The sequence below is a fragment of the Pedobacter sp. SYSU D00535 genome (genome assembly GCF_017355855.1).
In the GTDB taxonomy this organism is placed as follows: Bacteria; Bacteroidota; Bacteroidia; order Sphingobacteriales; family Sphingobacteriaceae; genus Desertivirga.
Genome location: NZ_JAFEWD010000001.1, coordinates 265,685 through 282,056, shown reverse-complemented (window position 1 = coordinate 282,056; position 16,372 = coordinate 265,685). Strand labels below are relative to the sequence as shown.

The 16,372-nt window shown below is 44.4% G+C and carries 11 protein-coding genes; 7 read left to right on the top strand and 4 right to left on the bottom strand.

The window, feature by feature from the left end:
* Positions 1 to 47: 47 nt before the first annotated feature.
* Positions 48 to 956, bottom strand: coding sequence for an NAD(P)/FAD-dependent oxidoreductase (locus J4N23_RS01010; RefSeq protein WP_207425145.1), 909 nt, complete (start codon positions 954 to 956; stop codon positions 48 to 50).
* 150 nt (positions 957 to 1,106) lie between these two features.
* Here J4N23_RS01010 and J4N23_RS01005 point away from each other — a divergent pair, with 150 nt between their 5' ends.
* Positions 1,107 to 1,907 carry an SDR family oxidoreductase gene (locus tag J4N23_RS01005; protein ID WP_207425144.1) on the top strand — a complete coding sequence of 267 codons (801 nt, stop codon included), beginning with the start codon at positions 1,107 to 1,109 and terminating at the stop codon, positions 1,905 to 1,907.
* 100 nt (positions 1,908 to 2,007) lie between these two features.
* Here J4N23_RS01005 and J4N23_RS01000 read toward each other — a convergent pair whose 3' ends face one another.
* Positions 2,008 to 3,198, bottom strand: a complete 1,191-nt coding sequence (locus tag J4N23_RS01000; protein WP_207425143.1) for a S9 family peptidase — start codon at positions 3,196 to 3,198, stop codon at positions 2,008 to 2,010.
* 155 nt (positions 3,199 to 3,353) lie between these two features.
* Positions 3,354 to 3,545 carry a cold-shock protein gene (locus tag J4N23_RS00995; RefSeq protein ID WP_207425142.1) on the bottom strand — a complete coding sequence of 64 codons (192 nt, stop codon included), beginning with the start codon at positions 3,543 to 3,545 and terminating at the stop codon, positions 3,354 to 3,356.
* Positions 3,546 to 3,866: 321 nt separating this feature from the next.
* Here J4N23_RS00995 and J4N23_RS00990 point away from each other — a divergent pair, with 321 nt between their 5' ends.
* The 3 genes from J4N23_RS00990 (at position 3,867) to J4N23_RS00980 (ending at position 11,611) form a co-directional block, all read left to right on the top strand.
* Positions 3,867 to 5,474, top strand: a complete 1,608-nt coding sequence (locus J4N23_RS00990) for a DUF5060 domain-containing protein (protein ID WP_207425141.1) — start codon at positions 3,867 to 3,869, stop codon at positions 5,472 to 5,474.
* A gap of 704 nt (positions 5,475 to 6,178) precedes the next feature.
* A complete protein-coding gene (locus tag J4N23_RS00985) occupies positions 6,179 to 9,466 on the top strand; it encodes a TonB-dependent receptor (RefSeq protein WP_242689033.1) in 3,288 nt (1,095 codons plus the stop codon).
* 90 nt (positions 9,467 to 9,556) lie between these two features.
* Positions 9,557 to 11,611, top strand: coding sequence for a RagB/SusD family nutrient uptake outer membrane protein (locus J4N23_RS00980; protein WP_207425140.1), 2,055 nt, complete (start codon positions 9,557 to 9,559; stop codon positions 11,609 to 11,611).
* Between the two features lie 207 nt (positions 11,612 to 11,818).
* Here J4N23_RS00980 and ribB read toward each other — a convergent pair whose 3' ends face one another.
* Positions 11,819 to 12,985: a 3,4-dihydroxy-2-butanone-4-phosphate synthase gene (ribB, locus tag J4N23_RS00975; RefSeq protein WP_207425139.1), complete on the bottom strand. Its 1,167-nt coding sequence runs from the start codon at positions 12,983 to 12,985 to the stop codon at positions 11,819 to 11,821.
* 285 nt (positions 12,986 to 13,270) lie between these two features.
* Between ribB and J4N23_RS00970 the strand changes: the two genes are divergently transcribed.
* The 3 genes from J4N23_RS00970 (at position 13,271) to J4N23_RS00960 (ending at position 16,370) form a co-directional block, all read left to right on the top strand.
* The gene (locus J4N23_RS00970; protein ID WP_207425138.1) at positions 13,271 to 14,035 is read left to right on the top strand and encodes a DeoR/GlpR family DNA-binding transcription regulator; all 765 of its coding nucleotides are present in this window, start codon (positions 13,271 to 13,273) and stop codon (positions 14,033 to 14,035) included.
* Positions 14,036 to 14,063: 28 nt separating this feature from the next.
* Positions 14,064 to 15,476, top strand: a complete 1,413-nt coding sequence (locus tag J4N23_RS00965; protein WP_207425137.1) for an L-fucose/L-arabinose isomerase family protein — start codon at positions 14,064 to 14,066, stop codon at positions 15,474 to 15,476.
* Positions 15,477 to 15,551: 75 nt separating this feature from the next.
* Complete coding sequence (locus tag J4N23_RS00960) at positions 15,552 to 16,370, top strand: transketolase (RefSeq protein ID WP_207425136.1); 819 nt, start codon at positions 15,552 to 15,554, stop codon at positions 16,368 to 16,370.
* The last annotated feature ends 2 nt before the right edge of the window (positions 16,371 to 16,372 follow it).

Here is a 16,372-nt window from a genome sequence, read left to right as displayed (position 1 = left end):
GAGATGCACTTAAAAATTATTTAAAATACATCCCTGCTCCCGGAATCTTAAAAAGCTTCATCAATCAGTTCTTTGTTTACCATTGCGCCAGCCAGATTTCCGCTGGCAACCGCGTTGGCTACTGATCGCATCATGGAAGCGCTATCGCCACAGGCGTATATTCCGGGAATGTTAGTCTTTTGAAAAGGATCTACTTTAAGATGTCCAAGCTCAGTCAACTCAACACCTAAGGCTTGCGGAACGTTACTGTGCTGTTCAAATGGTATCCGCGCATACAATGCGGTCAAAGGAAATATGGAGCCGTCGTTGCAAGCCACGTGGCGGAGCTGACCGTCAGTATGAGCAATCTCCTTTATTTCCTTCTCGACGATGGCGATACTTCGTTCCTGCAGTTGATTTTTTTGTTCGGGCTTCAACGAAGAAACTCCATTGGTGAAAAGCGTAAGATCGCCGGTCCAGTTAGTGAGTAATTTTGCAAGGTCGTAGGCTAAATCTCCATTCGCAAGCATTCCTGTCTTTTCATTTTTAACCTCATAACCGTGGCAATACGGACAATGAATCACGGAAATTCCCCAGCATTCAGCGAAACCTTCTATCTTCGGCATGACGTCTTTTACTCCAGTCGCAAATAGGAGCTTTTTGGCCTTGAAGCTTTCTCCTACATCCGTGCCCACCTCGAAACCCTGCTTTGTTTTTGTTCCATTGGTTACCCTGCCCTTGCGTAGCGTTACCGTTTCATAGGCCAGGACTTGTTGTCTTGCTATTTCGGAAATTTCTACTGGCCTTTTCCCATCCTGAGTTAGAAAGTTGTGGGAATCGGGCGTTTGAATATTACAAGGTTTTCCGCTATCAATCACTAAAACCTTTCTGATAGAACGTCCAAGAGCCATTGCTGCTGAAAGGCCGGAGTAGCTTCCTCCTATTATGATGACCTCGAACTCAGTATTAATCTCCATAGGGTAAATAATTTTTAAGATATCAATGCATTCGACAGAATTTTCAAAGTTAAAAGTATTTCTTTCCAGGCACCTTTACATCTACCTCAAACACTTTTAAATCAAATTCATTTGCTGCTTGTTAACCCTGAACATTTTTTATCTCTGCTTATGTCGACAGAAAACACCACACAAACAGTAGTAGTAACCGGCGCGAGCTCAGGAATTGGCCAGGGTATCGCCATCGCTTTCGGAAAAAAGGGAGCCAACGTTATTGTAAATTATCACAGCGACGAAGAGGGAGCAACCCATACGTTAAAGCAAATCGAGCAAGCCGGAGGAAAGGGCCTTGTCTATCAGGCTGATGTATCGAAAGAAGAGGAAGTAATTTCCATGTTTGATAAAACGATAACAACATTTGGAGGATTGGATGTATTGATAAACAACGCTGGTATCCAAAAAGACAGCGATTTCTCGCACATGACACTTGATCAATGGCGAAAAGTGATCGACACCAACTTAACGGGACAGTTCCTTTGTGCACGTGAGGCCATCCGACATTTTGAAGAAAAGCAAAACGAGTCGTCTGATAAGTCCATTGGAAATATCATTTTTATAAGTTCAGTTCACGATATCATTCCCTGGGCTGGCCATGTGAATTACGCTTCGTCAAAGGGGGGGATTTTAATGTTGATGAAGTCGCTTGCTTTGGAAATGGCGCCAAAGAAAATCCGTATCAATGGCATTTCGCCTGGTGCCATTGCCACAGATATTAATGATGACGTCTGGAAAGATGAAGAGAAAAAGAAGGAGCTTCTCAAGCTAATTCCGTACAAGCGTATTGGTCAACCGGAAGATATTGCAAAGGTGGCGGTGTGGCTTGCTTCAGAGGAAAGTGACTATATCACTGGAACTACTATTTATGTAGACGGTGGTATGACCCTTTACCCTGGCTTCGTTGACAACGGATAAATAGTACTCATTTATTTTCATTCAATTAGTCAGAAGCCAAGAAACGACGAACTAAAGGTGACCCATTTAATTGCGATCACCTTTAGTAAAAATGCTTGTTTTACTGGTCCAGAGATCGGATCCAGATGAGCGCGTCTAACATCATTGGTTGGATACTGCTTTGGTGAGTACCACCGGGTATAGAAATGAGCTGTACGTTAGTTGCCCCCGCAGCGCTGAAGCGATTGAACGTTGACTGAGAGGTTTGAAAAAACACCGCCTCATCAGCTGTACCATGGTACAAACGCGTCGGCGTTTTGGGAACCCAGTTTGGAAAACTGTTCGCTGCTATTGCCTGCTTTAGGACCGTCTCTCCTGCCGAATTACTAAGTGCTGCATAAAAAGTTGGGTTGAATAGCTGCGCTGTTGCCGTGCTTAACTGACTGTTAATTTGTTCTCTGCTCCTGGCCCCGTTGAGTAAGTCGGGAATCCTTGAAGCATAGGGTTCCTGAAAAAACTGAGTTAAGGGATGGTTCCAGTTATAAGTCGTATTATACGACTGCAATAATAAGGCTAAAAAGGACGGTTCGCTATAGTTAGCTCTACTGGCAATACTGCTCAGCATTCCAGTCACATCATAGCCTCCCGCCCCAGCCGCAACGCCGCTAAGCGTCAGGTTGTGCGACGAATTGGTTTCAATTTCCTGCTGAGCAGCCATGGTTACGTAGCCTCCTTCTGAGTAGCCAGCCAGAAAAAGACGACTACTATATTGAATGTTTTCCTTTTCAAGGTAGTCTTTTACTGCTTTTAGCATATCTATTACCGTGGAAGCCGAATGTTCCGCGTCATAATAGGGATGTACAATATCTTTAGAAACTCCATAACCCAGGTAATCTGGAATAGCTGTGATAAAACCCGCAGTGGCAAACAGCTCAAAGCCAGAAAAAGTGAGTGGAAAGTTAGATGGGGCATCGGCATCAAGGAACATGGTCCCGTGCTGAGCACTTAGTAACGAAGGCGCCTTCGGTGTTCCTTTAGGGATGGCCAAAAGACCGGAAGCCTGCACCTCGCTTCCTTTATAAGTAGTTCGGTAAGCAATCCTGAAAAAGTCTACGTCGTACTGGATCGCCGCAGAAAAGTTTCCAAAGCCCGCTACTGTTGCAAACGTCTGTAACTGTGTACGAGTGTAGGAACCGGCTGGAGTTGCTGAGATTAAAACGGGGGTTTCCTCCTGAAGATCCGGTCTGTCTTTTCTACATGCGGAAGTGACCGTGATAATCAGCAATAAGAAGCTTAAGGATTTGAGTTTCATTTTCATAGGACTAAAGATAGATCACAAAAATAAGCGAGTTTAAATGAAAGAGAGGGATTATTTTTAAAAACGTGGATTAGTACTTCCGCAGAATTTTTGCATAAAAAAAGCATCCTCCTGATAGGGAGGATGCTTCAAGATTAAAATATAGTATTTTAAGCTACTGTCACATTTACCGCGTTAAGACCTTTACGGCCTTGTTCCACCTCGTACTGAACACTGTCATTCTCACGAATGTTGTCAGTTAGGCCGGAAGAATGAACAAAGATTTCACTACTACCATCAGCTGGTGTGATAAATCCGAAACCTTTAGTTTCATTAAAAAATTTTACTGTTCCTTTTTGCATTATAATAAATTTATGCTATAAAGATAGAACAATTTCTGTGACTGGCAATATTAAATCTGGTTTATTTTCAAAAGCTTGGCCCTAAGCACCACAATGCTCATAATCTTCATAACCAAAAAATGCATTGTTTACATTGGATTCGCTTTCAAGAGGTCAGGATATTTATATGGAAGCAACAGGGTCGGCTTTTGGTAACCCCGCTCCCCTGCTAGCTGACCAGAGAGCTGGGTAACGAATGTGTTGCAATAATCAGGAAGCTCTTACTTATTGTAATATTGCTGGTCGTTGTATCTTCAAATGTATTTTTTAAAAACTGGACCAATGAAGCCCTTTTTACTTTCTGTTTTATCCCTCTTGTTACTATCAGGTAGCGTCTTTTCGCAAAATAAAGTTGAGAAATGGGACGTGTTTGAACTGACTTTAGACGGACCGTCGTCTGGCAATCCGTTCATTGGTACTACTTTCAGTGCTCAGTTTAGTAACGGAGATAAAGTATATGAGCAAGAAGGCTATTACGACGGTAACGGAGTTTACAAAATCAGGTTCATGCCCGATAGAGAAGGTACCTGGACATATGTCACGAGCAGTAACAAAAAAGAACTTGATAGCAACAAAGGTAGTTTCGAGTGCTCAAAGCCTTCGGAGAAAAATCACGGTCCGGTGCGGGTACGCGCAGATTATCACTTTCAGTACGAAGACGGTACTCCATTTTATCCCTTTGGTACCACTATCTACGAGTGGCCTTTTCAGGATGCGCGAACAAAGAACCAGACCATTGAAACACTCAGGTCTAGTCCTTTTAATAAGGCTCGCTTTTTAGCGGTTCCTCCCTACAAGGAAAGATATGTAGAGGGCCCACTTAAAATAACCGTCTTCCCATTTGAGGGGACGAGTCGCAACAACTGGGATTTCTCGCGTTTTAACCCCGAATACTTCAAAAACCTTGACGAGTCAGTGCGTCAATTAAGAGAACTGGGCATTGAAGCAGACCTTATCCTCTTTCGCCCTTATGATAAAGGCAAATGGGGCTTCGATATGGCCGGGCAAGAGGTAAACAGACGTTTCGCACGGTACATGGTGGCACGTTATGCTGCTTTCCGAAATATCTGGTGGAGTCTGGCTAACGAAAACAGCTTTATCAAGAATATGGACGATAAAGACTGGGACGAGTTGTTTCAATTGGTGCAGGAAAAAGACCCTTATCATCATTTGCGCTCAATACACAATGCCGACCGGATATACGATTACACAAAGCCTTGGGTGAGCCACGTAAGTTACCAGTATTACAACGTGGTAAAAGCTCCCTATCCGACGGCCATTTTAAGAGATATCTACAAAAAACCTATTGTGAATGACGAGATCAATTACGAGGGGGACGTCGAGAGTCGTTGGGGACAATTGTCCGGAGAAGAGTTGACCTTCCGGTTCTGGAACGCCCTCATTGGTGGTGGCTATGCCACACACGGGGAGTCGTATAAAAGCAGCCCATGGATTTCTATTGGAGGGCGGTTGATTGGATCGAGCCCTGACCGTATAGCTTTTTTAAGAAAGATTGTGGAGACCGGTCCTACAACCGGATTAGAACCAATCGACCACTTCTACGAAAACAACATGGCGGGTAAAGCAGGGGAATATTACCTGGTCTACTTTGGCAAGGATAAGTTGAACAAGTGGGATTTTGTTCTTCCCAGAAGAGAACTAGCAGCAGGGGTAAAATTTAAAGTAGACGTCATCGATACCTGGAACATGACTATTACCCCTCTCAACAAGGTGTTTGAAGTGGTGCCTGTGCCGGGCAACAGATACAAGTTTATGGACAAGAATAAGTCGGCCATCAAGCTGCCAGCCAAGCCGTATATGGCGCTGCGCATTCGGAAAGTTGGGGATGGAAAGAAAGTACAAAGTGACGGTCGGCATGAACTGGAGTAGATTTGGCGGCGGTCTTTCTGAGGTGGTCAAGGGAAGCATTGATCACCCCAACTACCTATTAGCTCCAGCCACAGCACCCAGCACTCTTCTCAGGTGCTGGACTATGCCATAATTTGATTCAACAAGACTTGTTTAAGACCCTCCCACTTTTTATCCTATAGTCACTGCTCCTGCACTACCTGCGGTCGGTATAAGATGATAATATTATACATAAAAATGATATGAAAATAGAATTGTGCTGGAGAATAATATCCTAACTTGTGATTACAATTACATAACCAATTATAACAAATACATCGGAAGACAGAATTCGGATACGTTGTTTCATCTGGCATTTCAATTCCGCAAAGCCCTTTTTTTCATTCTTGTAAATACAAGGAATGGTAAGAAAGCTTTCTTTAAACTAACTTAATTAATTAACTAATAAACTTGAATGAGTATGGAACAATCTCTACTATCTTTTTACCTCGCAGCTATCGCAACTCGAAGTGAGGACATGGGTCCTTGACAACTGATTAGCTTCAAGCGCAAAAAAAGCCCCCTGGAATCTTCGTACTTCATGATCATCCAGGAGTTACAAAGGATATAAATAATAACCAATTAAGTCTAAGAAACGACAGCGATCATATAGGCGAGTCCTTGATCCTGCCATGACCACAAGAAAGGTCAACAACGAATCTTTTCAACTAATTATAAGCAATTTTATGGATTACACATTATTGAGAGCGCGCCATGTGGGGTACAAGCGCCTCCAACTGCCAGGTGGGGAAACATTTAAAAAAATGCTATTGATTACGAATCTGCTATCAGCTTCTTTGTTAGCAGGCTCGTTACCAGTATCGGCCAACCAAACTGCTCATGAAACAAAAAAAATCACCAACAAAGCCTTTCCAGTCAAAGGAATCGTAAGGGACGAGAATAATGAACCACTTCCCGGAGCAACGGTAAAAGTAAAGGGCACCAGGAATGGAGTCGTTACCGACGTTAACGGTTCGTTTACTATAAACGCTGAAACGGGTGATGTACTCGTAGTTAGTTTTATCGGTTACACGGAAACGGAAGTAAAAGTAGGAAGTCAAGGTACTGCTTTGAACGTGACACTTCGACCGAACGACCGGTCTTTGGAGGAAGTGGTCGTGGTTGGATATGGTACTACCAAAAGGCGTGATCTTACAGGATCGGTATCATCAGTAAAGCCTGAGGAAATCACAGCACGTCCAGGTCCTAACCCAATGGAATCCCTGCAGGGGCGCGTAGCAGGTCTCGATATTACCCGTTCATCAGGGCAAGCTGGCGAGGGCGTAAATATTCAGCTACGAGGAACCAGATCATTCACCGCCAACGGCAATCCCCTATTTATCATCAACGGTTTGCCAGGCGACTACGCCACATTGAACCCAAATGATATTGAATCGATCGAGGTATTGAAAGACGCTTCTTCGACCGCAGTTTACGGTTCGGCGGGAGCGAATGGGGTAATCATTATTACGACAAAAAGCGGAAAAGCAGGAAAACTAAGTATTGACTTCAACTCGTATTACGGATATAACGGTTTTTCAGTAACCCCTAAGACTCGGACTGGAGACTCCTATCTGCAAGCAAAACGTGATGCGTACCGATACCGGTGGGATGCTACAGCCAATAAATGGACAACAACCGGAGCCATTTGGCAGTCACCGGCGGATGATGAGACTATCTTTGGGGCAGCTAGATATCAAATTTTCCAGCAAGGCCAGTTCGTAGACTGGGCGGATGAATTTTTACAGAAAAGTGCGGGCACTCAGAATTATAGTTTGGCTGTTTCAGGCGGAACCGATGTAACAAGAGGCTATATCTCTTTCAATGTGACCGATGAAAATGGTCAGTACCGCGGGGATCAGTATAAGCTCTATTCTACAAGCATGCGAATGGACCATAAAATTAGAAAATGGGTATCTATCGGAGGTAATCTTCAGGCATCCTATGTGGATAGGGATAGAGCCCAAGACAAGCTGGAAAACGCCATCGTAACAGACCCTCTTGTTAGACCTTACAAAGAGGATGGTACGCTGAATACTGAGCTGGGAAACAATGTTTACAACCTTCTTCTAGACTATCAGCCAGGCGTTTATGGTAACGTCGAAAATAACACGAAGCTTTTTCTCAACCCATACATAGAACTGAGACCGGCAAAAGGGCTAACATTTTTATCACGAGCTGGAGCGCACCTTAATTATTCGAATACTTATCGCTTTGATGGTATTGGTTCCGTAAGCTACACCTATTCAAATGCCGGTATTGCCAGGGCACGCGTGAATCAGAATCGCTACTTGGGGCTACAGTGGGAGAATGTCTTAACCTATAATTTCAAAGTAGCAAACGATCACGATTTTACACTTACAGGTGTTACTTCCTGGTTTGACAATCAGAATACCAATACTGAAATGAATCAGACAAATATTACGTCCAATAATTTCAAATGGTACAAGTTTACAGGTGATCAAAATACCACATCCATTTCGTCCTATACTATGTCAAAAACTTTCGGGTTGATGGGTCGTTTGAATTACTCCTATAAGGGCAAGTACCTTTTCTCTGCCTTGGTGCGCAGGGATGGCTCGTCTGTTTTGTATTCTAAGAATAGATGGGACAACTTCCCTGCCGCCTCAGCTGCATGGAGGATCTCTGACGAAAATTTTATGGTCAGTACCAAAGAATGGTTGGATAATCTGAAGCTTCGGGCTAGCTGGGGTATTACCGGAACTGCTAAAATTGATCCTTACAGCTCTGTTTCTATCATGGAGCAGAATAATATGTCGCTGGGTGGAGTAACGCATCCTATCTATCGCAACTCGCCGTTTATTACCAACGCAGATCTGGGATGGGAAAAATCTACTGCAACTAACTTTGGTTTAGATGCTTCCGTGTTTAAAAACCGGATAGATCTTGCGCTGGACTACTATATTACAAATACGGATGGAGTTATCCATAGTGTTAATTCTCCTGCAATCTACGGAACTTACAGACCGGGGGTATATTATCAGACCAACATTAACGTGGCACAAACCAGAAATAAAGGTATCGAGCTCACACTGAATACCCGCAATATTGTTAGCCGGAACTTTGAGTGGACTTCATCAGCTGCTTTCGCTCGCAACAACGAAAAGATCCTGAAAATAACCAATGGTCAGGCCAATAATATCGCCAACGGCAATTACGTGCTTTCTATTGGAAATCCAGTAAGTTCATTCCGCAATTACAAGCTTGACGGCGTTTGGCAAATCGGTGAGGAAGCAGATGCAGCAGTATTTAACAAACGTCCGGGCGATCTGAAGGTGAATGTTCCCGGAATGACAAGGCTTGCAACCGGCGTATATATGAAAGAGGCCGCGGATGGCACTAGAACTTACTACTATAATAACCTTGCTGACGCACAACAATTCAATCCGAACTTGACGGCAGCTAATGTAAAATACACTTATAACAATAATGATTTTCAGATCTTGGGACATAACACTCCTGACTGGTCACTTGGCTTCCAAAACAACTTTAAATACAAAGGCTTTGACCTGGGCATTTTTACCTATTTCAGGTGGGGACAAATGATCAACTACAACATGATGGGATGGTATCAGCCGAACTCATTTGCGATCAATGCAAGTCCATCCAGAACAATCCCCGAACATTTTAACTACTGGACCCCTGAAAATCCGTCAAATGATTTCCCAATGATGCATCACGAGGCCACCAGTTCAACTATGATAGGCTTTTCTGGACTTAATTATGTAGATGGTTCTTTCTTCAAGATCAAAAATATAACACTCGGATACAGTTTCTCCAAAAACCTAACAAAGAAGATCGCAATGCAGAGATTGCGCCTATACGGCACTGTTACAAATCCTCTGGTTGTCGCAAAAAGTCACCTGCTAAAACAGTATGATCCGGAGATGAATGGAGAACTGGATTACCCGCTAACGAAACAAGTAGTGGTAGGATTAAACGTAACGCTCTAGCTAGCATTTTTAAAAAGGCACAAGAACTAGTAGCTGATCGGCAGATCGGTAAAGGAAGTTCAAGGACCAGAATCAATAAAAAATACAGACATGAAAATTCAAAATATAAAGAGAGTATTGTGCGGAGTCGGCTTGGTAGTTGCTTTGGGCGTCCCCTCCTGCAAACTTGACGAATATAACCCTGCTTCTTTATCAGAAGAAAATGTACTAACAGACTTTAATGGTTGGAAAGCTTATCAAGCTAACTGCTACACTGGACTTTGGGGCTCATTGATAGGTATGCCTTACGGGATGGTTTCCGAACTTGGCACTGACCTTTGGACATTCCCCTACAACAACCATAATCAGTATCGCGACCTGATGGCTTACGAGGAGTTCACGACAAATTCAGGAGTGGTAAGGAATACCTGGGATTTTGCCTGGGGTTCGATAAAGGACTGCAACAAGACGATTCAACTTTCAACTACACTTAAAGACGGCAACGCTAATGATATTAAAACCCTCGTAGCTGAAGCGCGTTTTTTAAGGGCCTACTATTATTCTGTATTGGTAACTCAGTTTGGTAATGTTCCGCTGATCCTGACAGATGATCCCGTTAAAAGTTTAAGTCCAAAACGCAGTACGATTCCTGAAATTTATGCTCAGATTATTACGGACTTAACTGCTGCGGTTCAAGATCTGCCGGTGACACCTTACGAAAACAACGGCCAGCGGGTGACGAAAAAGGCGGCGCTTGGACTTCTTGCCCGCGTGTATGCGCAGGGAGGAGGAGAAGGTCTGTCTGAAGGAGGCAAGTCTTACTGGGTGCGTGCGAAAGAAGTGGCAGACGAACTTATCAATAACAGAGGCCAGTATGGAGCTATGTTATATGATGACTTTGCAAAGGTCTTTGCAGCTGCAAATAACCGGAATAACTCAGAAGCGCTGTTCACGGCTTATGGAGTTGATCCCTATAATCCTTCGTATGATGTTTTTACAGGGAACTCCAGACCTAACCTCTACCTGCATTATTATCCGAAGTTTGATGATGCATTTGGAACTTCAGATATTTTTAGGAGAAGTGTTAACTCAAATACTTCCAATGCCTACTACGGACGTTTGAACCAGCAGTTCGTTGCCCCAACGAAATACTTGATCAATTGCTTTAATGCAACCTATGATAAGCGCTGGGAGAATACTTTCGCTACTGCCTTTACCAACTACTCAGGAGAGCAAGCGAGAGCGAGTCTTGGGACCAGCATTCCTGCTCCAGCGAACGTAACTTATAGTGCTGCCACTGTAACGCTCACTGCTGCCATGTGTACTAAATATGGTATTGATCCATCACATGTTGGAAAGAAAATTTATCCATACATAGACGTAAATGCACGCAATGCTTCCCGTAATGCTACCTGGCAGTACATTCCGAAGGTATGGCCAAAAGGGGTTACTACAGGCGCAATCACCGCCTTGCAGGAGGTGCCGAATGCTAACGTGCATCCTTATCCCCTGGCTCCTGACGAAAACCGATTCTTCGCCTATTTAAGTAAAGAGCCGCTGAGCGTGGACGATAAAAAAGCAAGGGCGTATGTAACTGTTAACATTGATGATCTGTTCGATATGTCTGATCCAAGCGGCAGCACTTATAAAGCAAACAACCCAAATAACGGCTTGACGCCAGCAAGTCTTGCCACTCTCTTCCCTGCTATGATGAAGTTTAATCATAACTTCGACGGCGCATGGCTGGGGGGCAACTTCCAGCAAAAATTGGGCAATATCATGATTATGCGTATGGCGGAGGTGTATCTAATTGCTGCAGAAGCTACCCTTCATACCAATGGAGGCGGGGCAGCCGCGGCTCAGTACTTGAATGAACTGCGCAAACGAGCTTGCCGCAATCCCGGAGACTTCAATACAGGTACCGGAATGCAGCTGACTACAGCTACGATGAACGATGTTTTTGACGAGTATGCACGTGAACTTTGCGGCGAGTTTAACCGCTGGGCTTTGCTAAAACGTAATAAGGCATTCGAAACCCGCTTACAAGCGCATAACAGAAAAGCTTTTGCAAACTTTTCACCTGCTAAACACTACAATCGTCCTATTCCATTCACCTTCCTGAATCAAATTAACAATCAGGATGAGTTTGGATCTAATGGATATTAATACTTAATAGAAGAACAATCTCCCTGGATAGTTAAAAGGCGCAACTAATAATTGCGCCTTTTTTTATCTGATTTTTTGGAAGGTTCTGCTCTGCTTACTATCTAGATTACACAGGAAGACATGGTTTGTACGGTTTTGAGCCTAATTTCCAAAACTGCCATCAAATGATTTGAAGCTAGTCTCAGGCACCCACTCTCCTATTTCGGATTATGTACCGGATGGTTCACGAGAAGTGTTAGCTCCTACTCCGATAGGCTCCACCGCTACCACTTCAATGCCGTAACCCTGCAGACCGGCTCGTTTTTTAGGATTATCACTTAACAGGCGCATTTTCGAAATACCTAAGCTGCGCAAGATCTGCGCGCCGACGCCGTAATCCCGCTGATCGGTGGGTTGCTTTCCATCACCTTGTTTTAATGTCGCTCCGTTCTCAAGTCCGATGTATCGGGATAGCTTGTTAATTAATGCATTTCCCGTGCCTTCCTGGTTCATATAAACGACAACGCCGCGACCTTCCTTTTCAATAATTTCCATCGAACGGTGAAGCGACTTATTGCAGTTGCACAAACACGAACCGAAAATATCGCCGGCAATACAGGAGCGATGAACTCTGACCAGAACCGGTTCATCCGGCCCCCATTCTCCCTTCACTAATGCAATGTGATGAACACCGCTGTCTACCTGGGTATAGGCTACCAGATCAAAGTTGCCCCAGGTAGTTGGCATTGTAACCGAAACTTCCCTTTTTATCAGCGTTTCGTGCTGAAGGCGATACTCGATAAGGTCTTTGATCGATATAATTTTGATATTTAATTCTTTCGATATTTTCAGCAGATCCGGGAGCCGGGCCATCTCTCCATCGTCCTTCATGATCTCCACAATAACGCCTGCAGGTTCCAGACCCGCCATCGCTGCCAGGTCGGTAGCTGCCTCTGTATGTCCGGCTCTTCGCAGCACTCCACCGTCCTTGGATCGTAGAGGGAAAATATGCCCGGGACGTCCTAGTTCGGCAGGTTTTGTTTCTGGATCGATCAGTGCTTGTATAGTTTTCGAACGGTCGGAAACGGAGATACCGGTTGTGCAGCCTTTCCCGATCAGATCTACAGAGATGGTGAAATTGGTTTCATGAGTGGCGGTATTAGTACCCACCATCAGGCCCAGTTCCAGCTCGTCGCAGCGCTGTTCCGTAAGTGGAACGCAAATCAGTCCTCTTCCATGAATAGCCATAAAGTTGATTACCTCTGGTGTTGCAAAACGGGCCGCAACCATAAAATCTCCTTCATTTTCACGGTCGTCATCATCCACGATAATAACCAGCTTTCCTTCTTGAATGTCCGCTATTGCCTCAGGAATGGTGTTTAAGATCTCTGCCATACGAGCAAATGTATAAATTTATTCAGCGACAGTGACTTGAGAATTTCGATTTCAGGGAAGCAAAAATAAAGGAAAGTCAGATCCTTCGTTTTCTTTCGTTTCTTTTATCATCATGGCTAGTTTCCATTTCGGGCCTATTAACGTTTATTAGTGGTAGCAACGTCATAACGTAAGGAAAAATTTACTTTCACTTTCTTGTTTTATTTTCATCTGAATTTCTATATTTGAGAAAATCGAAAGAAAACGAAACTAACCAATTATATTCCTTCTTTCTTTTTTAACGATATGCTAGCAAACCAGCGAAGAGATAAAATAATAGAACTTCTGAGGGAGGATGGCTCGGCGAAGGTGATCAATCTGGCCAAACTGTTTAAAGTTACAGAAGTAACCATCCGCCAAGACCTGGAAAAGATGGAGAAGGATGGACTACTGGTGCGCGAACATGGAGGCGCTTATCTCAAGGATATCGCCGATCAGGTGAGAAACTTCTCTCTTAGTCAGCAAGATAATCTGGATAAGAAAGAACGTATAGCGGCTAAATGTCTCGAATTTATCGAAAGCGGAGACAGCATAATACTTGACTCCGGGTCGACGACTACGGAGATAGCCAAAAAGCTGAAGGGTTTTAAAAACCTTACGGTGATCACTAATGCATTAAACATTGCAATGATGCTCGGCACCGAGCCGGGAATTGAGCTGATCGTGACTGGTGGAGAGTTTAAACCTCCTACCCTTTCGCTTACGGGCCAAAAGGCTGCTGATTTTTTTACCGGAATCAATGTACAGAAGCTGTTTCTTGCTACCGCCGGATTATCATTGAAGGCAGGGCTTACCTACCCTAGTATCAGCGACATTGTGGTAAAAAAAGCGATGATCGCCGCTGCGGAAACGACTTACCTGGTAGCTGATTCCACGAAAATAGGAAAGAGTTCGTTTGCCAGTCTTGGAGCTCTGTCTCTCATTAACTATGTGATCACCGACTCAGATATGAGTGACCGGGATAAACAGGTGTTCCAGGACAATGAAATTGAATTAATACTGGCACAATAGGCCAATTGAAAAATAAATCGAAATTATAATGAAAGAAAAGGTTAGCATAGGAGTTATTATTGGAAACCGCGACTTCTTCCCCGACAAGCTAGTATCAGAAGCACGCCTGGACATCATCGCCCAGTTCGAAAAGCTGAACCTTAACTACATCATGCTGGATGAGTTTGAAACAAAACTGGGAGGTGTAGAAACATTTAGAGATGCTCACAAATGCGCTTCGCTCTTTAAAAAACATGCCGAAGAAATAATGGGGGTGCTGGTGATACTTCCCAACTTTGGAGATGAACGGGGTGTTGCCGAAACACTCAAGCTTTCCGGACTCAACGTTCCGGTGCTTGTACAGGCCTACCCTGACGACTTGAATCAGCTGGACGTTGCGCGTCGTCGCGACTCCTGGTGCGGGAAAATTTCTGTGTGCAACAACCTCTATCAATACGGGATTAAGTACACCCTTACCGATAAACATGTTATTCACCCGAAAGACCCTGCTTTTGAGCAGGAGCTTCTCAATTTCGTTGCCGTTTGCCGCGTGGTTAGGGGACTAAGAAAAGTCAGGATCGGTGCTGTCGGCGCTCGTCCGGGAGGCTTTAATACTGTCCGCTACAGCGAGAAGATCTTGCAGCGCAACGGTATTTCCGTTACAACTGTCGACCTTTCAGAAGTCCTTGGAAGAGCCAACAAGCTAACAAAGGACGATCTCCCTGTTAAAAATCACCTCGAAAAAATATTATCGTACGCATCCAGGGGCAAGACACCCGACGATGCTTTGATTCAGATCGCCAAACTGGATGTCGTGCTGAACCAGTTTATGGAGGAGCACTACTTGGATGCCACTGCCATTCAGTGTTGGACTTCGCTGCAGCAGAATTACGGCTGTAATGTATGTACGAGCATGAGTATCATGAGCGAAAATATGCTTCCAAGCGCTTGCGAAGTAGATGTTACCGGAACGCTAAGCATGTATGCAATGCAATTGGCTTCAGGTTCTCCCAGCGCCCTGGTGGACTGGAACAACAACTATGCAGACGATGATACCAAATGCGTACTTTTTCATTGTGGTAACTGGGCTAAGTCATTCCTGCCAGACATTGAGATCAGCAACGCTCCTATTCTTGGAACTAGCGTCGGTGTAGAAAATACCTACGGCGCTTTGGACGGTCGTACGCCTGCTTCGGCCCTCACTTATGGTCGTATTAGCACAGATGACCCTAAAGGTATTATTAAAGCTTACATCGGCGAAGGGGTACTAACGGACGATCCCTTGAATACTTTCGGCAACAGAGCTGTTGCTCAAATCCCGAACCTGCAGGGTTTGATGCAATACGTTTGCCGCAACGGGTTCGAACACCACGTGGTGATGAATGCTTCTAAAACAGCCGGAATTCTCGAAGAAGCCTTGGGTAACTACATGGGATGGGAAGTGTATAACCATAACAAGTAAAATTCCCGTCGGCAGCAGACAGGAGATCTATCTCAGGGAGAGATTATATAGTTTTCATCCTATAAAACAGTTGTTATGACAGAAAAAGAACTGGCTCAGAAGTCTAACCAATATCGCCAGCGTATTCTTAAATACATCGTTGGGGCTAATGCAGGTCACACCGGTGGGAGCTTGTCCTGCATTGACATCTTGAATGTACTTTACAATCAGGTGCTAAATGTAAGTCCGCAAAATTTTACTTCTCCCGACCGCGATCGCTACATCCAAAGTAAAGGACATTGTGTAGAAGCGCTTTTTGTGGTGTTGGCGGACAAGGGATTTTTCCCGGAAGAAGATCTGAACACCCTTTGTCGCTACAAATCGCATTATATAGGCCATCCTACCCGTAAGGTCCATGGAGTAGAGCAAAACACGGGTGCATTGGGACATGGTCTGCCGATCAGTGTCGGGACTGCCCTGGCTGCTAAAATGGATGAAAAAGACTATCGGGTCTTTACCCTTCTCGGGGATGGAGAATTACCAGAAGGATCTAACTGGGAGGCTGCATTGACTGCCGCCCATTATGGGCTGGATAACCTTTGCGCCATTATTGACAAGAACAGCCTGCAAATAACGGGGCCCACGTCCGATGTGTGCAATACAGACCCTATCGACGAGAAGTTTGCAAGCTTTGGCTGGGCTGTAAAACACGTAGACGGGCACGACCTGCAGGCGCTGAAAGATAGCTTTGCTAGTTTGCCACTTGAAAAAGGCAAGCCCAGCGTCATCATCGCTCATACGGTGAAAGGTAAAGGTATTAGCTTTATGGAAAACCAATTAAGCTGGCACCATGGCGTACCCAGTCAGGAGCAATACCAGCTTGCAATAGAAGAACTAAATCAGGCAATAATTTAATA

What these genes read in the sequence shown, in the direction of transcription:
- J4N23_RS01010 (WP_207425145.1), bottom strand. Translation starts at nt 956, where the DNA reads ATGGAGATTAATACTGAGTTCGAGGTCATCATAATAGGAGGAAGCTAC.
- J4N23_RS01005 (WP_207425144.1), top strand. Translation starts at nt 1,107, where the DNA reads ATGTCGACAGAAAACACCACACAAACAGTAGTAGTAACCGGCGCGAGC.
- J4N23_RS01000 (WP_207425143.1), bottom strand. Translation starts at nt 3,198, where the DNA reads ATGAAACTCAAATCCTTAAGCTTCTTATTGCTGATTATCACGGTCACT.
- J4N23_RS00995 (WP_207425142.1), bottom strand. Translation starts at nt 3,545, where the DNA reads ATGCAAAAAGGAACAGTAAAATTTTTTAATGAAACTAAAGGTTTCGGA.
- J4N23_RS00990 (WP_207425141.1), top strand. Translation starts at nt 3,867, where the DNA reads ATGAAGCCCTTTTTACTTTCTGTTTTATCCCTCTTGTTACTATCAGGT.
- J4N23_RS00985 (WP_242689033.1), top strand. Translation starts at nt 6,179, where the DNA reads ATGGATTACACATTATTGAGAGCGCGCCATGTGGGGTACAAGCGCCTC.
- J4N23_RS00980 (WP_207425140.1), top strand. Translation starts at nt 9,557, where the DNA reads ATGAAAATTCAAAATATAAAGAGAGTATTGTGCGGAGTCGGCTTGGTA.
- ribB (WP_207425139.1), bottom strand. Translation starts at nt 12,985, where the DNA reads ATGGCAGAGATCTTAAACACCATTCCTGAGGCAATAGCGGACATTCAA.
- J4N23_RS00970 (WP_207425138.1), top strand. Translation starts at nt 13,271, where the DNA reads ATGCTAGCAAACCAGCGAAGAGATAAAATAATAGAACTTCTGAGGGAG.
- J4N23_RS00965 (WP_207425137.1), top strand. Translation starts at nt 14,064, where the DNA reads ATGAAAGAAAAGGTTAGCATAGGAGTTATTATTGGAAACCGCGACTTC.
- J4N23_RS00960 (WP_207425136.1), top strand. Translation starts at nt 15,552, where the DNA reads ATGACAGAAAAAGAACTGGCTCAGAAGTCTAACCAATATCGCCAGCGT.